General features: G+C 72.7%; 19 protein-coding genes. 12 read left to right on the forward strand and 7 right to left on the reverse strand.

Annotation, left to right across the window (positions count from 1 at the left end):
* Positions 1 to 15: 15 nt before the first annotated feature.
* From ACN6LD_RS34635 to ACN6LD_RS34665, 7 genes are all read left to right on the forward strand, one after another.
* The gene (locus ACN6LD_RS34635) at positions 16 to 882 is read left to right on the forward strand and encodes a glutamate ABC transporter substrate-binding protein (protein WP_319196443.1); all 867 of its coding nucleotides are present in this window, start codon (positions 16 to 18) and stop codon (positions 880 to 882) included.
* A 111-nt stretch (positions 883 to 993) separates the two neighbouring features.
* A complete protein-coding gene (locus tag ACN6LD_RS34640) occupies positions 994 to 1,659 on the forward strand; it encodes an amino acid ABC transporter permease (protein WP_319196445.1) in 666 nt (221 codons plus the stop codon).
* Entirely contained in the window at positions 1,656 to 2,588 is a 933-nt protein-coding gene (locus ACN6LD_RS34645) for an amino acid ABC transporter permease (protein WP_319196447.1), read from the forward strand. Before ACN6LD_RS34640 ends, ACN6LD_RS34645 begins: the two co-directional genes overlap by 4 nt.
* A gap of 177 nt (positions 2,589 to 2,765) precedes the next feature.
* Positions 2,766 to 4,391, forward strand: coding sequence for an FAD-dependent monooxygenase (locus tag ACN6LD_RS34650; RefSeq protein ID WP_445045246.1), 1,626 nt, complete (start codon positions 2,766 to 2,768; stop codon positions 4,389 to 4,391).
* 327 nt (positions 4,392 to 4,718) lie between these two features.
* A complete protein-coding gene (locus tag ACN6LD_RS34655; protein ID WP_319196451.1) occupies positions 4,719 to 5,066 on the forward strand; it encodes a putative leader peptide in 348 nt (115 codons plus the stop codon).
* Between the two features lie 108 nt (positions 5,067 to 5,174).
* Positions 5,175 to 5,759 carry a cysteine dioxygenase gene (locus tag ACN6LD_RS34660; RefSeq protein WP_445045235.1) on the forward strand — a complete coding sequence of 195 codons (585 nt, stop codon included), beginning with the start codon at positions 5,175 to 5,177 and terminating at the stop codon, positions 5,757 to 5,759.
* Complete coding sequence (locus ACN6LD_RS34665) at positions 5,756 to 6,193, forward strand: rhodanese-like domain-containing protein (protein ID WP_445045236.1); 438 nt, start codon at positions 5,756 to 5,758, stop codon at positions 6,191 to 6,193. The genes ACN6LD_RS34660 and ACN6LD_RS34665 overlap by 4 nt, the downstream gene beginning before the upstream one ends.
* Before the next feature lie 207 nt (positions 6,194 to 6,400).
* Here ACN6LD_RS34665 and recX read toward each other — a convergent pair whose 3' ends face one another.
* Together recX and recA are read right to left on the reverse strand one after the other, a co-directional pair.
* Positions 6,401 to 7,144, reverse strand: a complete 744-nt coding sequence (gene recX, locus ACN6LD_RS34670; RefSeq protein ID WP_445045237.1) for a recombination regulator RecX — start codon at positions 7,142 to 7,144, stop codon at positions 6,401 to 6,403.
* Between the two features lie 3 nt (positions 7,145 to 7,147).
* Positions 7,148 to 8,275 carry a recombinase RecA gene (gene recA / locus ACN6LD_RS34675; protein ID WP_445045238.1) on the reverse strand — a complete coding sequence of 376 codons (1,128 nt, stop codon included), beginning with the start codon at positions 8,273 to 8,275 and terminating at the stop codon, positions 7,148 to 7,150.
* Positions 8,276 to 8,728: 453 nt separating this feature from the next.
* On the opposite strand from recA, the gene ACN6LD_RS34680 reads away from it, so the two are divergent.
* Positions 8,729 to 9,625 carry a hypothetical protein gene (locus ACN6LD_RS34680; protein WP_445045239.1) on the forward strand — a complete coding sequence of 299 codons (897 nt, stop codon included), beginning with the start codon at positions 8,729 to 8,731 and terminating at the stop codon, positions 9,623 to 9,625.
* 68 nt (positions 9,626 to 9,693) lie between these two features.
* Here ACN6LD_RS34680 and ACN6LD_RS34685 read toward each other — a convergent pair whose 3' ends face one another.
* Positions 9,694 to 10,956 carry an AI-2E family transporter gene (locus tag ACN6LD_RS34685; protein WP_445045240.1) on the reverse strand — a complete coding sequence of 421 codons (1,263 nt, stop codon included), beginning with the start codon at positions 10,954 to 10,956 and terminating at the stop codon, positions 9,694 to 9,696.
* A 59-nt stretch (positions 10,957 to 11,015) separates the two neighbouring features.
* On the reverse strand, positions 11,016 to 11,210 hold the full coding sequence (locus ACN6LD_RS34690) for a DUF3046 domain-containing protein (protein ID WP_445045241.1): 195 nt from the start codon (positions 11,208 to 11,210) through the stop codon (positions 11,016 to 11,018).
* Between the two features lie 79 nt (positions 11,211 to 11,289).
* On the opposite strand from ACN6LD_RS34690, the gene ACN6LD_RS34695 reads away from it, so the two are divergent.
* Positions 11,290 to 12,234 (forward strand): hypothetical protein, encoded by a 945-nt coding sequence (locus ACN6LD_RS34695; RefSeq protein ID WP_445045242.1) that lies wholly within the window; start codon positions 11,290 to 11,292, stop codon positions 12,232 to 12,234.
* A gap of 144 nt (positions 12,235 to 12,378) precedes the next feature.
* Here the strand turns inward: ACN6LD_RS34695 and ACN6LD_RS34700 are convergent, their stop codons facing one another.
* Genes ACN6LD_RS34700 through ACN6LD_RS34710 form a run of 3 tightly spaced genes read right to left on the reverse strand, consistent with a single transcriptional unit; the run spans position 12,379 to position 14,296 of the window.
* Complete coding sequence (locus ACN6LD_RS34700; protein ID WP_057575308.1) at positions 12,379 to 12,687, reverse strand: AzlD domain-containing protein; 309 nt, start codon at positions 12,685 to 12,687, stop codon at positions 12,379 to 12,381.
* Positions 12,684 to 13,427: an AzlC family ABC transporter permease gene (locus ACN6LD_RS34705; protein WP_445045243.1), complete on the reverse strand. Its 744-nt coding sequence runs from the start codon at positions 13,425 to 13,427 to the stop codon at positions 12,684 to 12,686. Before ACN6LD_RS34705 ends, ACN6LD_RS34700 begins: the two co-directional genes overlap by 4 nt.
* Positions 13,328 to 14,296, reverse strand: a complete 969-nt coding sequence (locus ACN6LD_RS34710) for an AraC family transcriptional regulator (protein ID WP_319196519.1) — start codon at positions 14,294 to 14,296, stop codon at positions 13,328 to 13,330. The genes ACN6LD_RS34705 and ACN6LD_RS34710 overlap by 100 nt, the downstream gene beginning before the upstream one ends.
* Before the next feature lie 134 nt (positions 14,297 to 14,430).
* Between ACN6LD_RS34710 and ACN6LD_RS34715 the strand changes: the two genes are divergently transcribed.
* The 3 genes from ACN6LD_RS34715 to ACN6LD_RS34725 are packed head-to-tail and all read left to right on the forward strand — an operon-like array spanning position 14,431 to position 21,092.
* Positions 14,431 to 19,365, forward strand: a complete 4,935-nt coding sequence (locus ACN6LD_RS34715; protein WP_445045244.1) for an ATP-dependent helicase — start codon at positions 14,431 to 14,433, stop codon at positions 19,363 to 19,365.
* A gap of 60 nt (positions 19,366 to 19,425) precedes the next feature.
* Positions 19,426 to 20,280: an Fpg/Nei family DNA glycosylase gene (locus ACN6LD_RS34720; RefSeq protein ID WP_445045245.1), complete on the forward strand. Its 855-nt coding sequence runs from the start codon at positions 19,426 to 19,428 to the stop codon at positions 20,278 to 20,280.
* 47 nt (positions 20,281 to 20,327) lie between these two features.
* Positions 20,328 to 21,092, forward strand: coding sequence for an SDR family NAD(P)-dependent oxidoreductase (locus tag ACN6LD_RS34725; RefSeq protein ID WP_319198259.1), 765 nt, complete (start codon positions 20,328 to 20,330; stop codon positions 21,090 to 21,092).
* The last annotated feature ends 955 nt before the right edge of the window (positions 21,093 to 22,047 follow it).

A 22,047-nucleotide genomic window follows, 5' to 3' on the forward strand; every position in this document is an offset into this window, starting at 1 on the left:
CAAAAGGAAGTCACCATGAAGCTTCGCAAGGTCACCGCCGCCTCGGCCGCAGCCCTCGTACTCGCCCTCGCCGCCACCGCGTGCGGCGGCGGCAACAAGGACGACGACACGAGCAGCAGCGCCAGCGCGGGCAGCGGTGGCGGCGGCAAGATCAAGGTCGGCATCAAGTACGACCAGCCGGGCCTCGGCCTCAAGAAGCCCGACGGGTCCTTCGCCGGCTTCGACGTGGACGTCGCCACGTACGTCGCCAAGCAGCTCGGCTACCAGCCGGACCAGATCGAGTTCGTCGAGACCAAGAGCGCCGACCGCGAGAACGCCCTCGCGCGCGGTGACGTGAAGTTCATCGCCGCCACCTACTCGATCAACGACGAGCGCAAGAAGAAGGTCGACTTCGCGGGCCCGTACCTGCTGGCCCACCAGGACCTGCTGATCAAGTCGGACTCGGACATCTCCAAGGGCACGGACCTCAACGGCAAGAAGCTGTGTTCCGTGACCGGGTCGACGTCGGCGCAGAACGTCAAGAAGACGATCGCCCCGGACGCGAAGCTCAAGCAGGTCAGTTCCTACTCCGAGTGCATCGCCGGCCTGCAGAGCGGCGCCGTGGACGCGGTCACCACCGACGACTCGATCCTCGCGGGCTTCGCGTCCCAGGACCAGTACAAGGGCAAGTTCAAGCTCGCGGGCCTGAAGCTCAGCAACGAGAACTACGGCATCGGCGTCAAGAAGGGCGACACCGCGACCGTCGACAAGATCAACAAGGCGCTGGAGCAGATGGTCAGCGACGGCGCGTGGGAGAAGGCCGTCAAGGACAACTTCGGCCCGGCGGACTACAAGAACGAGCAGGCCCCGAAGATCGGGGTCATCGTCCCGAACGCCTCGTAACCACACCCCAGCCACAGCGGGGTTCCCGCGGTGCGCCGCCGCCCGTCGCGATCCCGGCGGCGGCGCACCGCGCCCTTCCCATACGCCACCCAGCCGGAAGCGCGGGAGATCGTGTTCGACTTTCTTGATGGTTACGACGTCCTAGGGGCGTTCTGGATGACGGTGAAGCTCACGGCCGTCTCCGCCGTGGGCGCTCTGGTCTGGGGCACCCTGCTGGCCGCGATGCGGGTGAGCCCGGTTCCGCTGATGCGCGGATTCGGCACCGTCTACGTCAACGTCGTCCGGAACATCCCCCTGACGGTCATCGTCCTTTTCAGCTCGCTCGGGCTCGCCGACATCTTCGGCATGACCATGGGAAGCGACGACTTCGACGTCCAGGGCTTCCGGCTGGCCGTACTCAGCCTGGCCGCCTACACCGCGGCGTTCGTCTGCGAGGCGATCCGCTCCGGCATCAACACCGTGCCGATCGGTCAGGCGGAGGCGGCCCGGGCCATCGGGCTGAGTTTCCGTCAGACCCTGACGCTCGTCGTCCTTCCGCAGGCCTTCCGCTCGGTCATCGGACCGCTGGCCAACGTCCTGATCGCGCTGACCAAGAACACCACGGTGGCAGCCGCCATCGGCGTCGCCGAGGCCGCCCTCCTGATGAAGACGATGATCGAGAACGAGGCGCAGACGCTGCTCATCGGCGCGGTCTTCGCGTTCGGGTTCGTGGTTCTGACCCTGCCCACCGGCCTCATCCTGGGCTGGCTCGGCAAGCGACTGGCGGTGAAGCGATGAGCTCGGTCCTGTACGACACTCCCGGCCCCCGCGCCAAGCAGCGCAACGTCCTCTTCTCGGTGATCTTCACCGTTCTGCTCGCCCTGCTCCTGTGGTGGATGTGGCAGAAGATGGACGACAAGGGTCAGCTCGACTCCGCGTTGTGGAAGCCCTTCACCACGTCCGAGGCGTGGACGACGTACCTCCTTCCCGGCCTGGTCAACACGCTGAAGGCGGCGGCGCTCGCCATGGTGATCGCCCTTCCGCTGGGCGCGGTCTTCGGCATCTCCCGACTGTCCGACCACCGGTGGGTGCGCGGCGTGGCCGGCACGGTGGTGGAGTTCTTCCGCTCGATCCCGGTGCTGCTGCTGATGCTGTTCGCCAACGAGTTCTACTCCCGCTACACGGACGTCAGCAGCGAGGACCGCCCCCTCTACTCCGTCGTCACCGGTCTGGTGCTCTACAACGCGGCCGTCCTGGCCGAGGTCGTCCGGGCCGGCATCCTCTCCCTGCCCAGGGGGCAGACCGAGGCCGCGTACGCCATCGGCCTGCGCAAGGGCCAGACCATGAGCAGCATCCTGCTTCCGCAGGCGGTCACCGCGATGCTCCCGGCGATCGTCAGCCAGCTCGTGGTCATCGTGAAGGACACCGCGCTCGGCGGTGTGATGATCGGCTTCCCCGAACTGCTCAACTCGCGCGGCACGCTCGCGGCCAACTACGCCAACGTGATCCCGAGCTTCATCGTCGTCGCGATCATGTTCATCGTGCTGAACTTCATCCTGACCAGCTTCGCGAGCTGGCTGGAGCGTTACCTGCGGCGCAGCAAGCGCAGTACGGGCGCGGTGCTGGGTGCAGAGGACATGGAGGAACTCAATCCGGCTGCGGTGGGCGGTACCTTCGGGACCGGCGGCGAAGGCGGCGGACTTCCGGGCAGCAGGACCTACACCTGACGAACGGTCAAATAGCACGAACGACGCGAAAGGCAGTGGCGTGCGCGCCACTGCCTTTCGTCGCTTGACGCAAACAACGACAATGGGTTGCATACGTTCTGTGATCGTGCACCCTGCTCCAACCTGTTGTTCACTCAAGCCCGCGAGGACACCGTCGAAGGCAGGGAGCGCCGCGCCGTGGACCCGGTGATCATCGTCGGAGCGGGGCCGGTGGGGCTCACGCTCGCCCTGGCGCTGGCGCGCCAGCAGGTGCCGTCCGTGGTCCTCGACGAGGGACCGGGCAAGGACGAGCATCGGCTCGCGCGCACCGTGGTGCTGCGCGAGGACACCGCCGCCCTCCTGGAGCGGCTGACCGGAGTGTCCCTCGCCGACGCCGGGGTGCGCTGGTCCGGATGGCGGTCGATGCGGCGCAAGCAGGTGACGCAGGAGATCGCGTTCGACGACGACGCCGAGCCCCCGCCGCTGCACATCGCCCAGCACGTGCTGACCGGGGCCCTGCGCGCGGCCCTCGCCGGCGAGCGACTGGCGAAGGTCGCCGTGGACAGCCGTCTGGACACCGTCGAGCAGGAGTCCACCGGGGTCACCGCCCACACCCGTGGCCCGCGGGGCACCTGGTGGCGCGGCAGCTATCTGATCGGCTGCGACGGCCCCCGCTCCACCGTCCGCAAACTCCTCGACATCCGCTTCCCCGGCCGTACGGCGGTGGAGCGACACGCCGTGGCCGCACTGCGCGCGGAACTTCCTTGGGACGGCGAGGCGTTGCTTCATCGAACCCCTCCGTGGCGGGCCTCCGGTCCCCCGGCCGCGGAGGTCACGGGCCGCCCGCTGCCGGACGGCGTCTGGCGGCTCGACTGGCTGCTGCCGCCCGGCAAAGACCTGGTCACGCCCGAGGTTCTGGTGGCGCGTGTCCGCGAGACCCTGGCGGGCTGGAGCGGCGGCTCCACGCCCCCCTACGAGCTGCTCGACACCGGCGTGCACACCGTGCACCACCGGCTGGCCCGCCGCTGGCGCGTGGGCCGGGTCTTCCTCGCGGGGGACGCCGCCCACCTGCTCGGCACGCTCGGCACCCAAGGCCTGGACGAGGGCCTTCGGGACGCCGACAACCTCGCCTGGAAACTCGCCCTGGCCTGGCACCACGGGCCGCACGAGGCGCTGCTCGACAGCTACCAGGCCGAGCGCCGCGCGGTCGTCGCCGCCCGGCTGCGGGCCGCCGACCAGGCGCTCCCGCTGCTGCGCGGCGGCGGGGGCATCAGGGCGTACGTCCCCGGCGCGGCCCGCGGTCACGACGTGCTGCTCACCGACGGCCACCTGGGACGCGGCCCGCTGGGAGCCCCGGGATCGTACGCCGGCTCCCCGCTCGCCCCCCGGCACCTGGAGGCGGAGACACCGGTGGGCACGCCGCCCGGGGCGCCCGTCGAGGACGTCCGGGTGACCGCGGAGGACGGCTCGTTCGTCCGGCTGCGGGACCGGCTCGGCCGGGGCGCTCTGCTCGTGCTGCTGATCGCACCGGGCACCGGCGTGTGGGAGCGCCGGCACTGGGTCGGCGCCGGCATCATGCCCCGGCTGGCCGCCGCGGTGACGGCCCTGCCCTGCCCCGCGGAGCTCCTGGTGGCCGAGAGCTATCCGGGCGCGGCCGCCCATACGGTCCTGCTGATCCGCCCGGACGGGCATCTCGTCACCGCGCTCAACGGTGTGCGCGCGGCCGACCTGTACGCCGCGGCGGAGGCAGCCGTCGGCGGCCCGGCGCGGGCCGCCGAGGAGACGTCCGCAGCGGGAGCGACGGCAGGCTCCGCGGCGACCTGACACCGGGACTGCGCGGTGAGTGCCGGGGACTCGGCCACCTCATGCCGCGTGACTCCGCCGGCTCAGCGGCGACGGACGGCGGCAGGGCGGCAGAGGACGGCACGCCTCACGGCGACGTGCCCCCGGGCTCCGAGGCGACCTGGCGGCGTGAGCTGTGAGCCGTAAACCGTGAAGCGTGAAGCGTGAAGCGTGAAGCGTGAGGCGTGACGGCGGACCAGGGCCGCGGCGTGACCGCGTGGCTCCGCCGGTATGACGGCGGTCCTCGCGGCGTGCCTCAGCGCTTCGGGCGAGCGCGCGGCCTACAGAGGGCGGACGCGGGCGGGGATGATGCGCGGGCGGGGTGACGGAGAAGACGGGGAGGCGCGGCGTCGGGCGGCCGTGAACCGCGGCGAAGAGGTGGGCGCGACGGAGAGTCGGCGGGTACGGAGAGGTGGGCGGGGACGGTGGCCGTGGAGCTGGGCAGCGCCCCGCAGCGGCCCTGGGGCCGGCCGGGCGCGCAAAGCCGTTCCGCCCGCACTGTCGTCACCGTGCGGTCCACAGGGTGACGGTGAGTTGACCGCGGTGCACCGGCGTGCTGTACTCCGGATCGTGACCGACACCGATGTGCGCCTGTGGCGGAGGGTCCATATGGACCTCGTCCGCTATGCGGGCTGCGTGTGTCGTCCGTCCTGCTGAACTCGCACCCCTTCTCCACGGCGCGCGCCGTGCGATGCGCCCCCGCACGTGTGCGGCCCCGCACGTGTGCGGCCCGCGCTCCCCGCGAACGTTCCCAGGACGGTTTCCGTGTCTGTCTCTTCACCCCTCCCTCCTTCCGCCCCCTCTTCCTCCTCCCCTGTCGCCGCCTCGTCGCCCGCCTCCTCGCCCGATTCCGTCGCCGCGCCCACGCAGGCGGAGCTCCTGGACTTCGTCCGGCGTACGGCCGCGGACGCCGCGCTGATCTCCTCGCTCCCCCTCGATCCGGAGGGCCGCACCTGGGTGCGTCTGGAGGGACCGGGCGGCAGCGAGGCCTGGCTGATCGGCTGGCCGCCCGGCACCGGCACCGGCTGGCACGACCACGCCGACTCGGTGGGCGCGTTCCTGACCGCTCGGGGCACGCTCAAGGAGTACTCGCTCGCCGCCCGGCTGCCCACCGACGGCTGGCGGACGCTGGAGCTGACCGACGACGTGGACAGGTCGCGCGTCCTGCCGGCCGGCCGGGGCCGGTCCTTCGGCCGCCACCACGTCCATGAGGTCCTCAACGAGTCCGCCGAGGAACACGCCGTCTCCGTCCACGCCTACTACCCGCCGCTGCCCCGCATCCGCCGCTACAGCCGTACCGGCCACGTGCTGCGGCTGGAGCAGGTCGAGCGTCCGGAGGACTGGCAGTGAGCTACGCGAACACCCCGCAGCGACGGCGGGACGACGAAGGGCGCGACGGACAGCCGACGGGCGTCGACGAGTTGCTCGAGCGCGTACGTGCCCGGTACGCGCGCGTGGAGGCCCGGGAGGCGTTCGACGCCGCCCGCGCGGGCGAGGCACTGCTCGTCGACATCCGGTACGCGGCGCTGCGGGAGCGGGACGGGCTGATCCCCGGCGCTCTGGTCGTCGAGCGCAACGAACTGGAGTGGCGTCTCGACCCACGGGGCAGTCATCGTCTCCCCGAGGCCACGAGCCATGACGTACGGGCGATCGTGATCTGCAACGAGGGGTACGCGTCGAGTCTGGCCGCCGCGTCCCTGCACCAGCTGGGACTGCACCGGGCGACCGATCTCGTCGGCGGCTTCCAGGCGTGGAAGGCGGCGGGCCTCCCCGTGACGCCGTAGCCGCACCGTTGCGGGCTGGGGGGCCACCCCGAGCGGTGTGCGGGGCGTGCGGCGAAGAAGGCGCCCAGCCCTCCGGGGACATGGGTGTTCCTGTGCTTCGCGAGGGCCGGCGTCGCTCACGTCCCGGGCCGACGAAGGGCTGGGACGGCTGTCAGCCCTCGGCCGCCGTCCCGACTGCCATCGCGCGCACCCAGGTTGCGGCCGCGCTCAGAACCCCTCGTTGCTCAGGGACTCCGTGTCCTCGCCCTCTTCCTCAAGCGCCTGCCGGACCACCCGCAGGGCCAGGCCCTCGGGGTAGCCCTTGCGCGCGAGCATGCCGGCGAGGCGGCGCAGCCGTCTGTCGCGGTCGAGGCCACGGGTCGCGCGCAGCTTGCGGGCGACGAGTTCGCGCGCCGTCTCCTCCTCCTGTTCGGAGTCGAGCCGGCCGACGGCCTCTTCGATCAGCTCCGAGTCGACGCCCTTGGTCCGCAGCTCCTGGGCGAGCGCGCGCCGCGCCAGCCCTCTGCCGTGGTGCCGGGATTCCACCCAGGCGTCCGCGAAGGCGCCGTCGTTGATCAGCCCGACCTCCTCGAACCGCGAAAGCACCTCCTCCGCCACCTCGTCGGGGATCTCCCGCTTGTGCAGGGCGTCGGCGAGCTGCTTCCGCGTGCGCGGGGTCCCGGTGAGCAGGCGCAGGCAGATCGCCCGTGCCCGCTCAGCCGGGTCCCCCGAAGACTGCTCCTTCTCGGCCCTCGACGAGGAAGAAGCGCCTCCGTACTCGGCGGACGACTTCCCGGAGCCGCGCCGACGGCGCCCACGCCCGCCGCGTGGACTGCCCTCGTCACCGCCCCCGGTCCGACCGGTGCCCGACCCGTCGTCGCCGTCCTGGGACAGGCCGCCGTCGACCCCGTCTCCCGTCCCCCGCGGGGCGTCGGGGTGGACGTACTCGGCCCAGTCCGTTCGTCGTGTCACGGATCAGCTCTTGGCAGCCGCGGCCTTGGGCTTGGCGGCCTTGGCTGCGGGAGCCGGGACCGCCTTGGCGTCGTCCACGGTCGCGGCCGCGGTCGCCGCCGTGTCCGTGCCCGGCTCGGCGGCGGACGCGTCCGGACGCACGCCGACGCCCAGCTTCTCCTTGATCTTCCTCTCGATCTCGTTGGCCAGATCGGGGTTGTCCTTCAGGAAGTTGCGCGCGTTCTCCTTGCCCTGGCCGAGCTGGTCGCCCTCGTACGTGTACCAGGCGCCCGCCTTGCGGACGAAGCCGTGCTCCACGCCCATGTCGATCAGGCCGCCCTCACGGCTGATGCCCTGCCCGTAGAGGATGTCGAACTCGGCCTGCTTGAAGGGCGGGGCGACCTTGTTCTTGACGACCTTGACACGGGTGCGGTTGCCCACCGCGTCCGTGCCGTCCTTCAGCGTCTCGATGCGGCGGATGTCGAGTCGCACCGAGGCGTAGAACTTCAGCGCCCGGCCACCGGTCGTGGTCTCGGGGGAGCCGAACATGACGCCGATCTTCTCGCGGAGCTGGTTGATGAAGATCGCGGTGGTCTTGGACTGGTTGAGCGCGCTGGTGATCTTCCGCAGCGCCTGGCTCATCAGACGGGCCTGCAGACCCACGTGGCTGTCGCCCATCTCGCCCTCGATCTCCGCGCGCGGGACGAGCGCGGCGACGGAGTCGATGACGATCAGGTCGAGGGCGCCGGAGCGGACCAGCATGTCCACGATCTCCAGAGCCTGCTCGCCGTTGTCCGGCTGGGAGAGGATCAGGTTGTCGATGTCGACGCCGAGCTTCTTCGCGTACTCGGGGTCGAGGGCGTGCTCCGCGTCCACGAACGCGACCTGGCCGCCGGCCTTCTGCGCGTTCGCCACCGCGTGCAGCGTCAGCGTCGTCTTACCGGAGGACTCCGGTCCGTACACCTCCACCACGCGGCCACGCGGCAGCCCGCCGACGCCGAGGGCGACGTCGAGTGCGGTCGACCCGGTGGGGATGACCTCGATGGGCTCGTTCGGTCGCTCGCCCAGGCGCATCACCGCGCCCTTGCCGAACTGCCGTTCAATCTGTGCGAGTGCGGCGTCCAACGCCTTCTCGCGGTCGGTTCCTGCCATGGGTTCCACCCGGTTTGCTTGAGTCGATCGCTTCACGTCAAAGACGCTAACGCCTGCCACTGACAATGCGCCTCGACGCCGGTCCGGCCTGTGGATAACTCAGGCGCTTATCGGCTCCGAACGGGACACAACCCCCGCCGCGGGAGCCGCCGGAGCCTCCATAAGAATGGATGTTCGATTTTCGTGTCAAGCGCACCACGCGGCACTCCCGAGGCTACGTTCACAGGCCGGCGGAGCCGCGAACCCGGCGCCGGCGCGGCCCGTCGCGGGCGCTCCCGCCGCGTCCCGACCCCGTCCCGCCTGCGTCCCCGGCTCCTGTCCGCCCGCCCTTCCCGCCCGCCCTTTCCGCCCGCCCTTCCGACCGGCTGTGCCGCCTGCTACTCCCCCGGGCGTACGACGGGTGACTTCGGCAGGACGACGACGGCGTGCCGCCGCAACCGGGACGCTCGGCGCATGGACGAGCAGACGACCACACCGCCCCTCGAGGGAACCGGGACCCTGGCCGAGGCCGGACTCGGGGCCGAGACCGGGACCAAGGCCGGGACCAAGAGCGGGACCAGGGCCGAAGGCCGGGCCGCAGCCGGTGCCTGGGCGCGGGCAGACGCCGGGGCGGCGGCCGGGGCCGGGGCCGTCTACGGGGTGACCGCGCTGGTCCTCGTCGCCTCCGGTCTCGTGCACCTGGTGGTGTTCGCCGTTGACGGCGGCCCCTGGAACGGCCCCGTCTCCTGGCGCAAGCCGGTGACCTTCGGGCTCTCCTTCGGCGTGACGCTCTGGGCCGTCGCCGCGGTGACGTCGTTTCTGCGGATGAGCCCACGGGTGCGCACCGCGCTGCTCGGGGTGTTCGCCGCCGACTGCGTCGTCGAGGTCGGAGGGATCACCCTCCAGGCCTGGCGGAGGGTTCCGTCGCACCTGGACATGGAGACGCCCTTCGACACGGCCGTGTCCATGACGCTCGCGGTCGGCGGCGGCGTCCTCGTCGCGCTGCTCACCGTGTTCGCCGTGTCGTCCTTCCGGCACCGGCCGACGGGCCCGGCCGGGATGGCTCTCGCGGTGCGTTCCGGCTTCGCGATCCTGCTGGTCGCGCTCGTCTCCGGGGCGGCGATGATCGCGCGCGGGGTCGTGCTCACGCGCACCGGCCACCAGGAGGCGGCGTATCACTCCACGGCCCCGCTCAAGCCGCTGCACGGGGTCAGCCTGCACGCCGTCCTGGTGCTTCCCGCACTGGCCTGGCTGATGTCGTCACGCACGTCCTGGAGCGAGCGGGTGCGGTGGCGGATCACCGCGGCGGCGGTGGGCTGCTACGCGGCTGCGGTCATCGCCGCCGGGATGTGGGCCGTCCTCAGCTGCTGATGCCGCTGAAGCTGCTGACGTGCCTTGCCCCTGAACCCGCCGAACCCGCTGTCCCCGGTTCCGCCTGGTCAGCCGGACCCGTCCCGCGAGCCGCCCCTGCGGTGGTGCGCCGCCCGGGTCCACAGCTGCTGCACGCGCGCGAGCGGTCCGGGCCCCTCGCCACGCCCCCGGTGGCCGTGCACGCGGGGGTCGTCCGTCACGTCGTACCGCTTCACGTACGCGCCCAGGAACGCCTGCAGCGTGGCCACCGCCGGGATGGAGATCAGCGCGCCTATCGCGCCCAGCAGGGCGGTGCCCGCGATGACGGAGCCGAAGGCGACGGCAGGGTGGATGTCGACGGTCTTCGAGGTCAGCTTGGGCTGCAGCATGTAGTTCTCGAACTGCTGGTACACCACGACGAAGATCAGCACCCACAGCGCGTACAGCGGCGAGACCGTGAAGGCGATCAACATCGGCAGGGCGCCCGCCAGATAGGTGCCGATGGTGGGGATGAACTGCGAGACCACGCCCACCCAGACGGCGAGCACGGGCGCGTAAGGGATACCGAGGGCCTGCAGCAGCACATAGTGCGCCACACCGGAGATCAACGCCATCAGCCCGCGGGAGTAGAGGTAACCGCCGGTCTTGTCGACGGCGATCTCCCAGGCGCGCAGCACCTCGGCCTGCTTGGCCGGCGGCAGGACCGAGCACAGTGCCCGTCGCAGACGCGGCCCGTCGGCGGCGAAGTAGAACGAGAACAGGGCGATCGTCAGCAGCTGGAAAAGGCCCCCGAGGACCTGCGTGGAGACGTCCAGGACGCCGGCCGCGCTGTTCTGGGCGTACTTGCGCAGCCAGTCGGAGTGGAGCAGGCCCTCCTGGATGTCCACGCGCCGGAGTTCGGTGTGGAACGTGGTGTTGATCCAGTGGATCACGGAGTCCAGATACTCGGGGAAGCCCTCGATCATCTTGATGATCTGTCCCGCGAGCATCGAGCCGAGCAGCGTGAAGAATCCGGCGACCACGATCAGCAGGCCGAAGAAGACCAGGAAGGTGGCGAGCCCCCTGCGCATCCCGCGCGCGGCCAACCGGCTGACGGCGGGCTCCACGGCGAGAGCCAGGAAGAACGCGATGAGCACGTTGAGCAGCAGGCCGATGAGCTGGTGGAACGCCCACGTGCCGAGTTGGAACGCTGCGACGAGGGCGAGTGCGAGCACCATGGCGCGCGGCAGCCAGCGCGGCATGCGCGCGCACTGCCCGGCTCCGCCGTCGGTCGGAGGAGGCCCGGCGGGCGGCGTCGTGTCGTGCGCGGGAGCGTTCCGGGGCGTCTGCCCGGTCTCGTCAGTGGGTGCCACGGACCAAGTCTCGCCTACGCCACCGACAATCGGACCCCGCCGGTGATCTTCTCGACGTATCAGCGCATCTCCCGAGGAACGTTCATCACCGCGCAGACCACGCGCCACACGTCCTTGGCCGCCCAGCCCTCCGCCAGCGCCTCGTGCACGGTGCGTCCGCCGAGTTCCGTCATCACGTGATCGCGCGCGAAGGTCTCGGCGTACCCCGTGCCGAAGTGCTCGTCCATCCGCTGCCAGAAGACCGTCAACCGCATGACATCAGTATCCCGCCCTCGGGGGCGTCCCCTTGCGTGAGCGCCTGCCGAGACCGCTTTCCGCCCTACGGTCTGACCCATGGCCGAAACCGGAGCATCCCCACTCCCCCCGACGCCCCCGGCGCACTCCCCGCTCTTCCGCGCCGAGCACTTCGTCTGGCTCACCGCGCGCGTGCTGGAGCAGCGCATCTTCGCGCACGACTTCCTGCACGGCGCCGCCGACCCCGTCGAGACCGCCCTCGACGCCTACCGCAATGAGGACGGCGGATACGGCCACGCGCTGGAACCCGACCTGCGCGGTCCCGTCAGCCAGCCCCTGCACACCGCGCACGCCCTGCGGGTGCTGGACTCCGTCGGGCGTCTCGGCGGCAGGCGCGCGGAGCGGACGTGCGACTACCTGACGTCCGTGTCCACCGGTGACGGCGCGCTCCCGGCGATCCTTCCCAGCCAGCGCGGCTACCCGGCTGCTCCGTTCATCCCGATCGTGGACGACCCGCCCAGCGACCTGCTGGCCACCGGGCCGGTGGTGGGTCTGCTGCACCGCAACGACGTGTGGCACGCCTGGCTGTTCCGGGCCACCGACTTCTGCTGGCGGGCGGTGGAGTCCCTGGAGCGCTCGCATCCGTACGAGATCCAGGCCGCGGTGGCCTTCCTGGACGCCGTTCCCGACCGCCCGCGCGCGGAGTGGGCCGCCGACCGTCTGGGCCGCCTGGTGCGCGGACAACGGATCGTCGTGCTGGAGCCGGACCGCGTCGACGCCTACCCGGTGCCTTCCGGCTACGCCCCCGGTGAGCACCACTTCCCGTACGACTTCGCCCGGACACCGCACTCGCTCGCGCGCGCGTGGTTCACCGACGACGAGATGGCGCGCTCCCTGGACCACCTCGCCGGCGCGCAGGAGGAGGACGGCGGCTGGCCCGTCCGCTGGCGTCGTTGGGCACCCGGCACCGCACTGGAGGCGCGCCCCATGGTGACGATCGAGGCGCTGCGCACCCTGCGGGCCCACGGCCGCACCATCGGCTGACCGAAGGCGGCCACCACGGTCGCGGACGTCCACGAGGCCGGGGCCCCGCCTTCGCCGGTTCCTCCCGTGCGCCCGCCGCCCGTGTCCGTCCCCGGCTGCTTCCGCCCGCGTCCCTTGCCGGCCCGTCCGTCCGCCCCGTCCCCCTCAGCCGCCCAGGGCGCGGACTCCCGCCGTCACCGCCACGGCTGCCGCGACGACGAGCAGGAAGGGGGCACGCAGCACGAGGGCGACGGCGGCCGCGGCCAGCCCCGCGGCCCTGGCGTCCAGCACGAGCGCATGCCCGTCCGCGAAGGTCTGCTGGGCCGTGAGGGCAGCCAGCAGCGCCACGGGGAGCAGCGCGGCGGAGCGCCTGACCAGTGGTCGTTCGAGCGCGCCCGCGGGGACGAGCAGTCCGGCGAGTTTGACGGCGTAGCAGCCGAGCGCCGTCGCGGCGATCGCGATCCAGGTGTTCAACGCTGCTCCTCCTCCGCGTCGCCGCGGCCGGCTCCGTGCCGGCCCTCGAGGTACAGGACGACCGGCACGGCGAGCGCGGCCGCCAGAACGGGCACTCCGGCAGGCAGGACGGGCAGCAGTCCGAGCCCGAGGAGCACCGCGATCGCGGCGACGGTCCGCTCGGCCGCGGTCTGCAGCATGGGCGCGAGCAACGCCAGGAAGACGGCCGGCCCTGCCGCGTCCAGACCCCATGCGTCGGTGTCGCCGACGGCCTCGGCGCCCAGGGCGCCCAGCAGCGTCGTGAGGTTCCACAGGACGTACAGGGTCAGCCCGGTGACCGCGAAACCCAGGCGCGCCGGGCGCCGCCCCGGCTGCGCCAGCGAGACCGCCGTCGTCTCGTCGATCACCCAGTGGGCGGCGAACGGGCGCACCGCGCGCGGGAGGGCCAGCACCTGCGACAGGCGTAGTCCGTAGAACGCGTTGCGCACCCCCAGGAAGAAGGCGCCCGCGGCTGCGGTCAGCGGGTTGCCGCCCGCCGCCAGCGCCCCGACGAGCGCGAACTGGGACGCGCCGGTGAACACCAGAAGGCTGAGGGCGCAGGTCTGCCACACCGAGAGTCCGCTGCCCGCCGAGGTCACCCCGAAGGCGAATCCGGAGAGGCCTACGGCGATGCCGACCCCGAGGGAGTCCCGCACGACGGCGGCGTCGGACTTTCCTCCGTCGTCGGCTCGCATGTCCGAGAAAGCTGTCTGTTCTGCCACGACCGTGACGGTACGAGCAGGGGTCCGGGCCCGTCTTGTACGTTCTTGCGCTCGCGCTGGTACGCCCCCGGGGGGACGCCCACGATGCGCGCGAAGTGGCGGTTGAGGTGGGGCTGGTCGGTGAATCCCACCGTGACGGCCGCCTCGGCCGGCGACGTCCCCGCGTCCAGCAGCCGTCGCGCCCGACGCACGCGGGCGTCGGTGAGCCAGGCGTGGGGCGGCAGTCCGTACGCGTCCCTGAAGGCCCGCAGCAGGGCGAACGGGCTGGTTCCCAGGCCCGCGGCCAGCTGTTCCAGCGTGGGCGGGTCCGCCAGCCGTGCCTCCAGCACGCCACGCGCGCGTGCCGCGATCCGTGCCCCGGCGGTCCGGATCTCCCGTTGCGGCAACGGCCCGCCGTTCAGACGGAGCAGCCGCGTGACGGCCACCCGCAGCAGTGTGTCGGCGGCCAGCGCGTTGCCCTCCTCGGCGGCCCGGAGCACCTGGTGGACGAGCCCGACGGCGTACGGGTCCTCGAGCACGGGGCTGACGAAGCCCGGGGCGCCGCGAAGGGTCGTCGTCTCGGCGGCGATCTCGGCCACCAGATCGGGTGGCGGATACACCGCCCCGTACCGCCACCCCTCCGGTACGCCGGCCCGTCCGGTGTGCGGGGTGTCGGGGTTGACCAGGGCGAGCGTTCCGGCTGCCGCGTGCTGATCGGAGCCGCTGTGCCGGAAGACCTCCACGCCGTCGGCGATGGCGGCGATCACGAAGTGCTCGTGGGTGTGCCGCACGAACGTCTTGCGGACATAGCGGGCCCGCAGGAGGTCGACACCGGGCAGCTCCGGGTACTGCCAGTGCCGCGCCCGCTCTCCGGAACCCGAACTCGCCATCCGCCCATTCTCCGTGACGCGCCGCCGGAACGCCGACACGCCGGGGAACGGGGGCCGCCGCTCGACACGACGGTTCACCCCGCGTGTTCTCGCAGCTCAGGGCCATTGTCAGTGGACGGGTGCAGGATGGACGCATGGTCAGCTCCGCACATCCGGCCCTCGACGGCTTCTCCCCCGCGACCCGCGGCTGGTTCACGGGGGCGTTCTCCGCGCCGACCGCGGCCCAGGCCGGCGCGTGGCGAGCCATCGGCGAGGGTTCCGACGTGCTGGTGGTGGCCCCGACGGGTTCCGGCAAGACGCTGGCCGCCTTCCTGGCCGCCCTCGACCAGCTGGCCTCTACGCCCCCGCCCGCCGACCCGAAGAAGCGCTGCCGGGTCCTCTACGTCTCGCCGCTCAAGGCCCTCGCGGTCGACGTGGAGCGCAACCTGCGCAGTCCGCTGACCGGCATCCGTCAGGAGTCCGTGCGTCTGGGCCGGCCCGAGCCCGAGATCAAGGTCGGCATCCGCTCCGGCGACACCCCGCCCGCCGAGCGCCGTGCGTTGTCCACCCGCCCGCCGGACATCCTGATCACGACGCCGGAGTCGCTGTTCCTGATGCTCACGTCGGCCACCCGCGACGCGCTGACGGGCATCGAGTCGGTGATCCTGGACGAGGTGCACGCGGTGGCGGGGACCAAGCGCGGCGCGCACCTCGCCCTCTCCCTGGAGCGGCTGGACGAGCTGCTGCCCAGGCCCGCCCGTCGCATCGGCCTGTCGGCCACGGTCCGTCCGGTCGACGAGGTGGCCCGCTATCTCTCCCCGCACCGCAAGGTGGAGATCGTCCAGCCGACGTCCGGCAAGGAGTTCGACCTCTCGGTCGTCGTCCCCGTGGAGGATCTGGGCGAGCTGGGCGGCTCCCCGGTCGCCGAGGGCGCCGAAGGAGCCGAACGCCCCTCGATCTGGCCGCATGTCGAGGAGCGGATCGCCGACCTCGTCCAGGCCCACCGCTCGACCATCGTGTTCGCCAACTCGCGCCGCCTCGCCGAACGCCTGTGCAACCGGCTCAACGAGATCGCCTACGAGCGCGCCACCGGCGAGCCGCTGGGCGAGCATCACTCCCCCGCCCAGCTGATGGGCGGCTCCGGCGCCGCCCAGGGAGCCCCGAGCGTCATCGCGCGCGCCCACCACGGCTCGGTCTCCAAGGAGCAGCGGGCCCTGGTCGAGGAGGACCTCAAGGCGGGGCGGCTGCCCGCCGTGGTGGCGACCTCCAGTCTCGAGCTCGGCATCGACATGGGCGCGGTGGACCTCGTCGTGCAGGTGGAGTCGCCGCCCTCGGTGGCCTCCGGTCTGCAGCGCGTCGGACGAGCCGGGCACCAGGTGGGCGCGGTGTCCACGGGTGTGGTCTTCCCGAAGTACCGGGGCGACCTCGTCCAGGCGGCCGTGGTGACCGAGCGGATGCGCACGGGCTCGATCGAGTCCCTGCGGGTGCCCGCCAACCCGTTGGACGTCCTGGCGCAGCAGCTCGTCGCGATGACGGCCCTCGACACCTGGCAGGTGGACGACCTGCTGGCCCTGGTCCGCCGCGCCGCTCCCTTCGCGGCGCTTCCGGAGTCCGCGTTCACGGCCGTCCTGGACATGCTGGCCGGCCGCTACCCGTCCGACGCCTTCGCCGAGCTGCGCCCGCGCGTGGTGTGGGACCGGGTCGCGGGGACGGTCACGGGCCGCCCGGGAGCCCAGCGTCTCGCCGTCACCTCCGGGGGCACGATCCCCGACCGGGGTCTGTTCGGCGTCTTCCTGGCGGGCTCCGACCCCAAGAAGGGCGGCGGCCGGGTCGGTGAACTCGACGAGGAGATGGTCTACGAGTCCCGCGTGGGTGACGTCTTCACCCTCGGCACCAGCTCCTGGCGCATCGAGGACATCACCCGCGACCGGGTCCTGGTCTCCCCCGCCCCCGGCGTTCCGGGTCGTCTGCCGTTCTGGAAGGGCGACCAGCTGGGCCGGCCGCTGGAGCTCGGCCGCGCGGTGGGCGCGTTCCTGCGCGAGGTCGGCTCGCTCTCCAAGGAGGACGCCCGGCTGCGCCTGCTCACCGCAGGCCTCGACGCGTGGGCGGCCGAAAACGTGCTCTCCTACCTGGACGAGCAGCGCCAGGCCTGCGGCCACATCCCCGACGACCGCACGATCGTCGTCGAGCGCTTCCGCGACGAACTGGGGGACTGGCGCGTCGTCGTCCATTCCCCCTTCGGCGCCCAGGTGCACGCCCCCTGGGCGCTCGCGCTGGGGGCGAAGCTCTCCGAGCGCTACGGCATGGACGCCCAGGTGATGCACGCCGACGACGGGATCGTGCTGCGGCTGCCCGACGCCGATCTGATGGGCCTGGACCTCCTCGACCAGGAACCGCTGAAGGCCGGCGCGGAATACGACGCCGAACAGGCTCCGGTCGGCGCGGCGGACGTCGTGTTCGACAAGGGCGAGGTCGATCAGATCGTCACCGACCAGGTCGGCGGCTCGGCCCTGTTCGCGGCTCGCTTCCGCGAGTGCGCCGCCCGCGCGCTGCTGCTTCCGCGCCGCAACCCGGGCAGGCGCACCCCGCTGTGGCAGCAGCGTCAGCGCGCCGCCCAGCTGCTGCAGGTGGCGAGCGAGTTCGGCTCCTTCCCGATCGTGCTGGAAGCGATCCGCGAGTGCCTCCAGGACGTGTTCGACGTTCCCGGTCTCGTGGAGCTGATGGGCGACCTGGAGTCGCGCAAGGTGCGCCTGGTCGAGGTCACCACCGCGGAGCCGTCCCCCTTCGCGCGTTCCCTGCTCTTCGGCTACGTCGCCCAGTTCCTCTACGAGGGGGACTCCCCGCTCGCCGAGCGCCGCGCCGCCGCCCTCTCCCTGGACTCACGCCTGCTGGCCGAGCTGCTCGGCCAGGCGGAGCTGCGCGAACTGCTCGACGCGGACGTCCTCGCCGAACTGGAACAGGAACTCCAGTGGCTCACCGAGGACCGCCGGGCGAAGGACGCCGAGGGCGTGGCGGACCTGCTGCGCCTCCTCGGCCCGCTCACCGACGCCGAGCTGGCCGAGCGGGGCGCCGAACCGCAGTGGGCACAAGAACTGGCCGCCGCCCGCCGCGCCATCCGGGTCCGTATCGCCGGAGCCGACCACTGGGCCGCGGTCGAGGACGCGGGACGGCTGCGCGACGCGCTCGGCACCGCACTGCCGGTCGGCGTGCCGGAAGCCTTCACGGAACCCGTGAAGGACCCCCTCGGCGACCTCCTCGCGCGCCACGCCCGCACCCACGGCCCCTTCACGTCCGCCGGCGCCGCCGCCCGCTTCGGCCTGGGCGCGGCGGTCACCGAGGGCGCCCTCCAGCGGCTCGCGGCGGGCGGGCGCGTCGTCCAGGGCGAGTTCCACCCGGCGGGCATCGGCCAGGAGTGGTGCGACGCGACGGTCCTGCGCCGGCTGCGCCGCCGTTCCCTGGCCGCCCTGCGGCACGAACTGGAACCGGTGCCACCGCCGGCGCTCGCCCAGTTCCTGCCCCAGTGGCAGCACATCGGCAGGGGTCACTCGCTGCGCGGCGTCGACGGACTGGTGCGCGCCGTCGAGCAGTTGCAGGGTGCGTCGGTGCCCGCGTCGGCCCTGGAGAAGCTCGTCCTGCCGTCCCGCGTGCGCGACTACACCCCGGCGATGCTCGACGAACTCACCGCGACGGGCGAGGTGGTCTGGGCCGGCGCCGGCGGCCTCCCCGGAAAGGACGGCTGGATCTCCCTGTACGTGGCGGACGCCGCGCCCCTCCTGCTCCCCCCTCCGCACCCGCTGGAGCTGACGGCGCTGCACCAGTCCGTGCTGGACGCGCTCTCCGCGGGCTACGGCCTGTTCTTCCGTCAGATCACCGACCAGGTCCGCGCCACCACCCACCCCGACGTCACGGACCCCCAACTCGCCGACGCCGTCTGGGACCTGGCATGGTCAGGCCGGCTCACCAACGACACGCTGACCCCGATGCGCTCCCTGCTGGGCTCGGGCCGCACGGCCGGGTCCACCGCCCACCGCGCCAAGCGCGCGGTCCCGCGCGGCCGCTACGGCTCGCTGACGGCCGCGGCCCGCCCGGCCTCCCGCGGCGGCCCTCCGACCGTCGCCGGCCGCTGGTCCCTCCTCCCCTCCCACGAGCCCGATCCCACGGTCCGCGCCCACGCACTCGCCCGTACGCTCCTCGACCGCCACGGCGTGGTGACGCGCGGAGCGGTCGCCGCCGAAGGCGTCGAGGGCGGCTTCTCCGCGACGTACCGCATCCTGTCCGTCTTCGAGGAGAGCGGTCAGGCCCGCCGTGGGTACGTCGTCGAAGGCCTCGGCGCCGCCCAGTTCGCCATGGACGGCGCCGTGGACCGTCTGCGCGCGGTGGCCAACGCCCGCGACCGCGGCGAGCCCCTGCCCGGCCCGAGCCCGACCGGGCACGCCCAGGAGGACTTCGTCTTCCCCGACGACCTCCCGGCCGACGACGCGTGGGACATGCCGAACGACCGCACCTCCTTCACCTCCCCCCTCACTCCGCGCAGGGGCCCGGCGTCCCCGGACGAGTACGTCTCGCCCCGCGATCTCGCCTCCCCCGGCACGGGCGGACCCCGAGGAGGCGGCGCGTTCCCGTACGGCGCGGACTTCGCCGCCAGGTCCGGTCCCGGCGGTGCGCGCCGCGGCGGCCGCGACTCGTCCGCCGCTTCCCGCGCCGTCGTCCTCGCCGCCGCCGACCCCGCGAACGCGTACGGCGCCGCCCTCGGCTGGCCCGAGCCGCCGAACGGCGCCGGACACAAGCCCGGCCGCAAGGCCGGCTCCCTGGTGGTCCTCGTCGACGGCGAACTGACCCTCTACATGGAGCGCGGCGGCAAGTCCCTGCTGGCCTGGCCCTCCGCTCCGGACGGTGAGGGCGCACCCGGCGACGACCCGCGGCTGCACACCGCCACGCAGGCGCTCGCCGAGGCCGCACGCGCGGGCGCCCTGGGCACGGTCACGGTGGAGCGCGTCAATGGCGGCTCTGCCCTCACCTCGCCCATCGGCGCCCTGCTGGAAGGAGCGGGCTTCATCGCGACCCCACGAGGCCTGCGGCTGCGTGCATGACGACGATCAGCCTCCCGCGTCCCCCGAGCCCGCCCGTCGCCCCCGTGTCACCCTTGACGCATGCCCGAAGGTGACACCGTCTGGCAGGCCGCGAGGCGACTGCACGCCGCCCTCGCGGGCAAGGTGCTGACCCGCTCCGATCTGCGCGTCCCCAAGTTCGCCACCTCCGACCTCACCGGCCGCGCCGTTCTCGACGTCACCGCGCGGGGCAAACACCTCCTCACCCGGGTCGAAGGCGGCCTGACGCTCCACTCGCACCTGCGGATGGACGGCGCCTGGAAGGTGTACTCGAACGGCCAGCGGTGGACCGGCGGCCCGGAGCACCAGATCCGGGCCGTTCTCGGCACCCCCGACCGCACGGCCGTCGGCTACCGCCTGCCCGTTCTCGAGCTGCTGCGCACCGGCGAGGAGCAGCGGGCCGTAGGCCACCTCGGCCCCGATCTGCTGGGCCCCGACTGGGACCCCGAGCAGGCCCTCGCCAACCTCCTCGCCGACCCCGCCCGCGCCCTCGGCGAGGCCCTCCTCGACCAGCGCAATCTCGCCGGCATCGGGAACGTCTTCAAGAGCGAGCTCTGTTTCCTCCTCGGCGCCACGCCGTGGCTCCCGCTCGGCGCACTCCCCGCCGACCGCGCCGCGAAGCTCCCCGCGCTCGCGAAAAAGCTTTTGGAGGCCAACCGCGACCGTCCGAACCGCAACACGACCGGTCGCCGCGGCCAGGACCTGTTCGTCTACGGCCGCGCCTTCCGCCCCTGTCTGCGCTGCGGCACCCCGATCCGGGTGGCCGACCAGGGCGACGGCTCCCGGGAACGCCCCACGTACTGGTGCCCTGCCTGCCAGACGGGCCCGGTCCCGGCACCCGGCTCACCGCCGACGCCCCACGCCCGCACCCGCACCCGTCCCCGCACCGCGCAGTGAACGCCGACTGATTGACGGACCGTCAGAAATGCTCGTACCGTCCTTTCATGGCCGTGAAGGCGTACGACCTCACCGGACGCATCGCATTCGTCACCGGCGCCGCCAGCGGAATCGGCCGTGCCTGTGCCGTCCTGCTCGCCCAAGCGGGCGCCACCGTGCACGGAGCGGACCGGGACGCCCAGGGCCTGCACGAGACGGCGACCCGGATCAAGGCACAGGGCGGCGCCGCCCACACCCACCACCTCGACGTCACCGACCGGGTCCAGGTGCGGCAGGCAGTGGAGTCGTGCGAGCGTCTGGACGTCATGGCGGCGGTCGCCGGGATCATGCACAGCAGTCCGGTCCTGGAGACCCGCGACGAGGACCTCGACCGCGTCCTGGCCGTCAACTTCAAGGGCGTGCTGTACGCGTGCCAGGAGGCGGCCCGGCTGATGCTGGCACGCGGTACGGGGGGCAGCATCGTCACGATGGCGTCCGGCGCCGTGGACACCGGCGGCCCAGGTCTGCTCTGCTACGGCGCCGCCAAGGCTGCCGTCGTCCAGTTGACGAAGACCCTGGCGACGGAGGTGGGCCGGCACGGCATCCGTGTCAACGCCGTCGCGCCGGGCTGGATCCGCACCCCGATGACCGACCGCCACGACACCGGCGCACAGGCGCACACGGAGGCGCTCATGTCCCGGATGTCACCTCTGGGGCGAGTCGGCGAACCGGAGGACATCGCCCACGCCGTCCTCCACCTGGCCTCGGACGCGTCCGCGTTCACGACGGGCCAGATCCTCCGCCCGAACGGCGGCGTGGCCATGCCCTGGTAGCCGAGGACGCCTCCAGGCCGCCGCCCGGGCCACGCCTCCCCCGGCCTGCCCACACCACGCCCTCCTCACGTCACGCCCTCCCCGCGCCCTCGCCGCCCCCTCCACGATCCCAGCCGTCCCCGCATTCCCCGCAGTCCCCGCCAGCGCCTCCGTCGCCGCGGTCCTCGCGCGCCGAGCCGCGCGGGTCCCCCCGCCAGGCCCCCTGCAAGGCGCCACGCCACCGCCCGTCGGCGACCGCGCCCACCGCCCGAGCCTTGGCCACACAGTGCACCGGAAGCAGGCTCAGACCCCAGCCCCCGGCCGCGACCGCGCCTTCCAGCACACCTGCGTCCGGCACCACCGCGAGCCGCACCACAGCCCACCACCACAGAGCCCCAGCTCCCAGACCCAGGCCGGCGGCGGCCACACGCGCACGTCCCCGACCGTCTCCGGCTATTCGCCCAGCCACAGCCCCGTCACCTCCGGTCGGCCCGAGCATCACCTTCACCTGGAGCGCTTCCGCATGCGGAAGGCCTCATGACCCCCAAACCTTTCCGACCGGTCCCGCTCCGGACCTGCCACAGCCCGCGCGCGGAGTGGACCGTGCCCGCGACCACGCCACGACCACGCACCGGGACGACAACGACGCTAGGCGCACGTCCCCGAGTCCGGCAGGGCGCACGAATGGCACACCGGCGCACCGCCCGACTCGCCGCGCCACATCCACACCCCGTGGACGGGCTGAAGCACCCGGAGCAGCCCGCCGCCGGACCACGCGGACGGCCCCGGAGGAGCACCCCTCCTGACCACCCGGAGCAGCCACCACCGGACAACCCGACCACCCGACCGCTCGAGCACCCCAAAGGCACACACCGCCCCGGTCGGCCGACCGACCGGCCGACCGACCCGGAGCAGTCCTGTGAGCGGGAGTTTGAGGACTCCACGGTCGTGTCCGACGATCAGCTCCGGTCCTGCG

The sequence above is a fragment of the Streptomyces sp. SAS_272 genome (assembly GCF_052543235.1).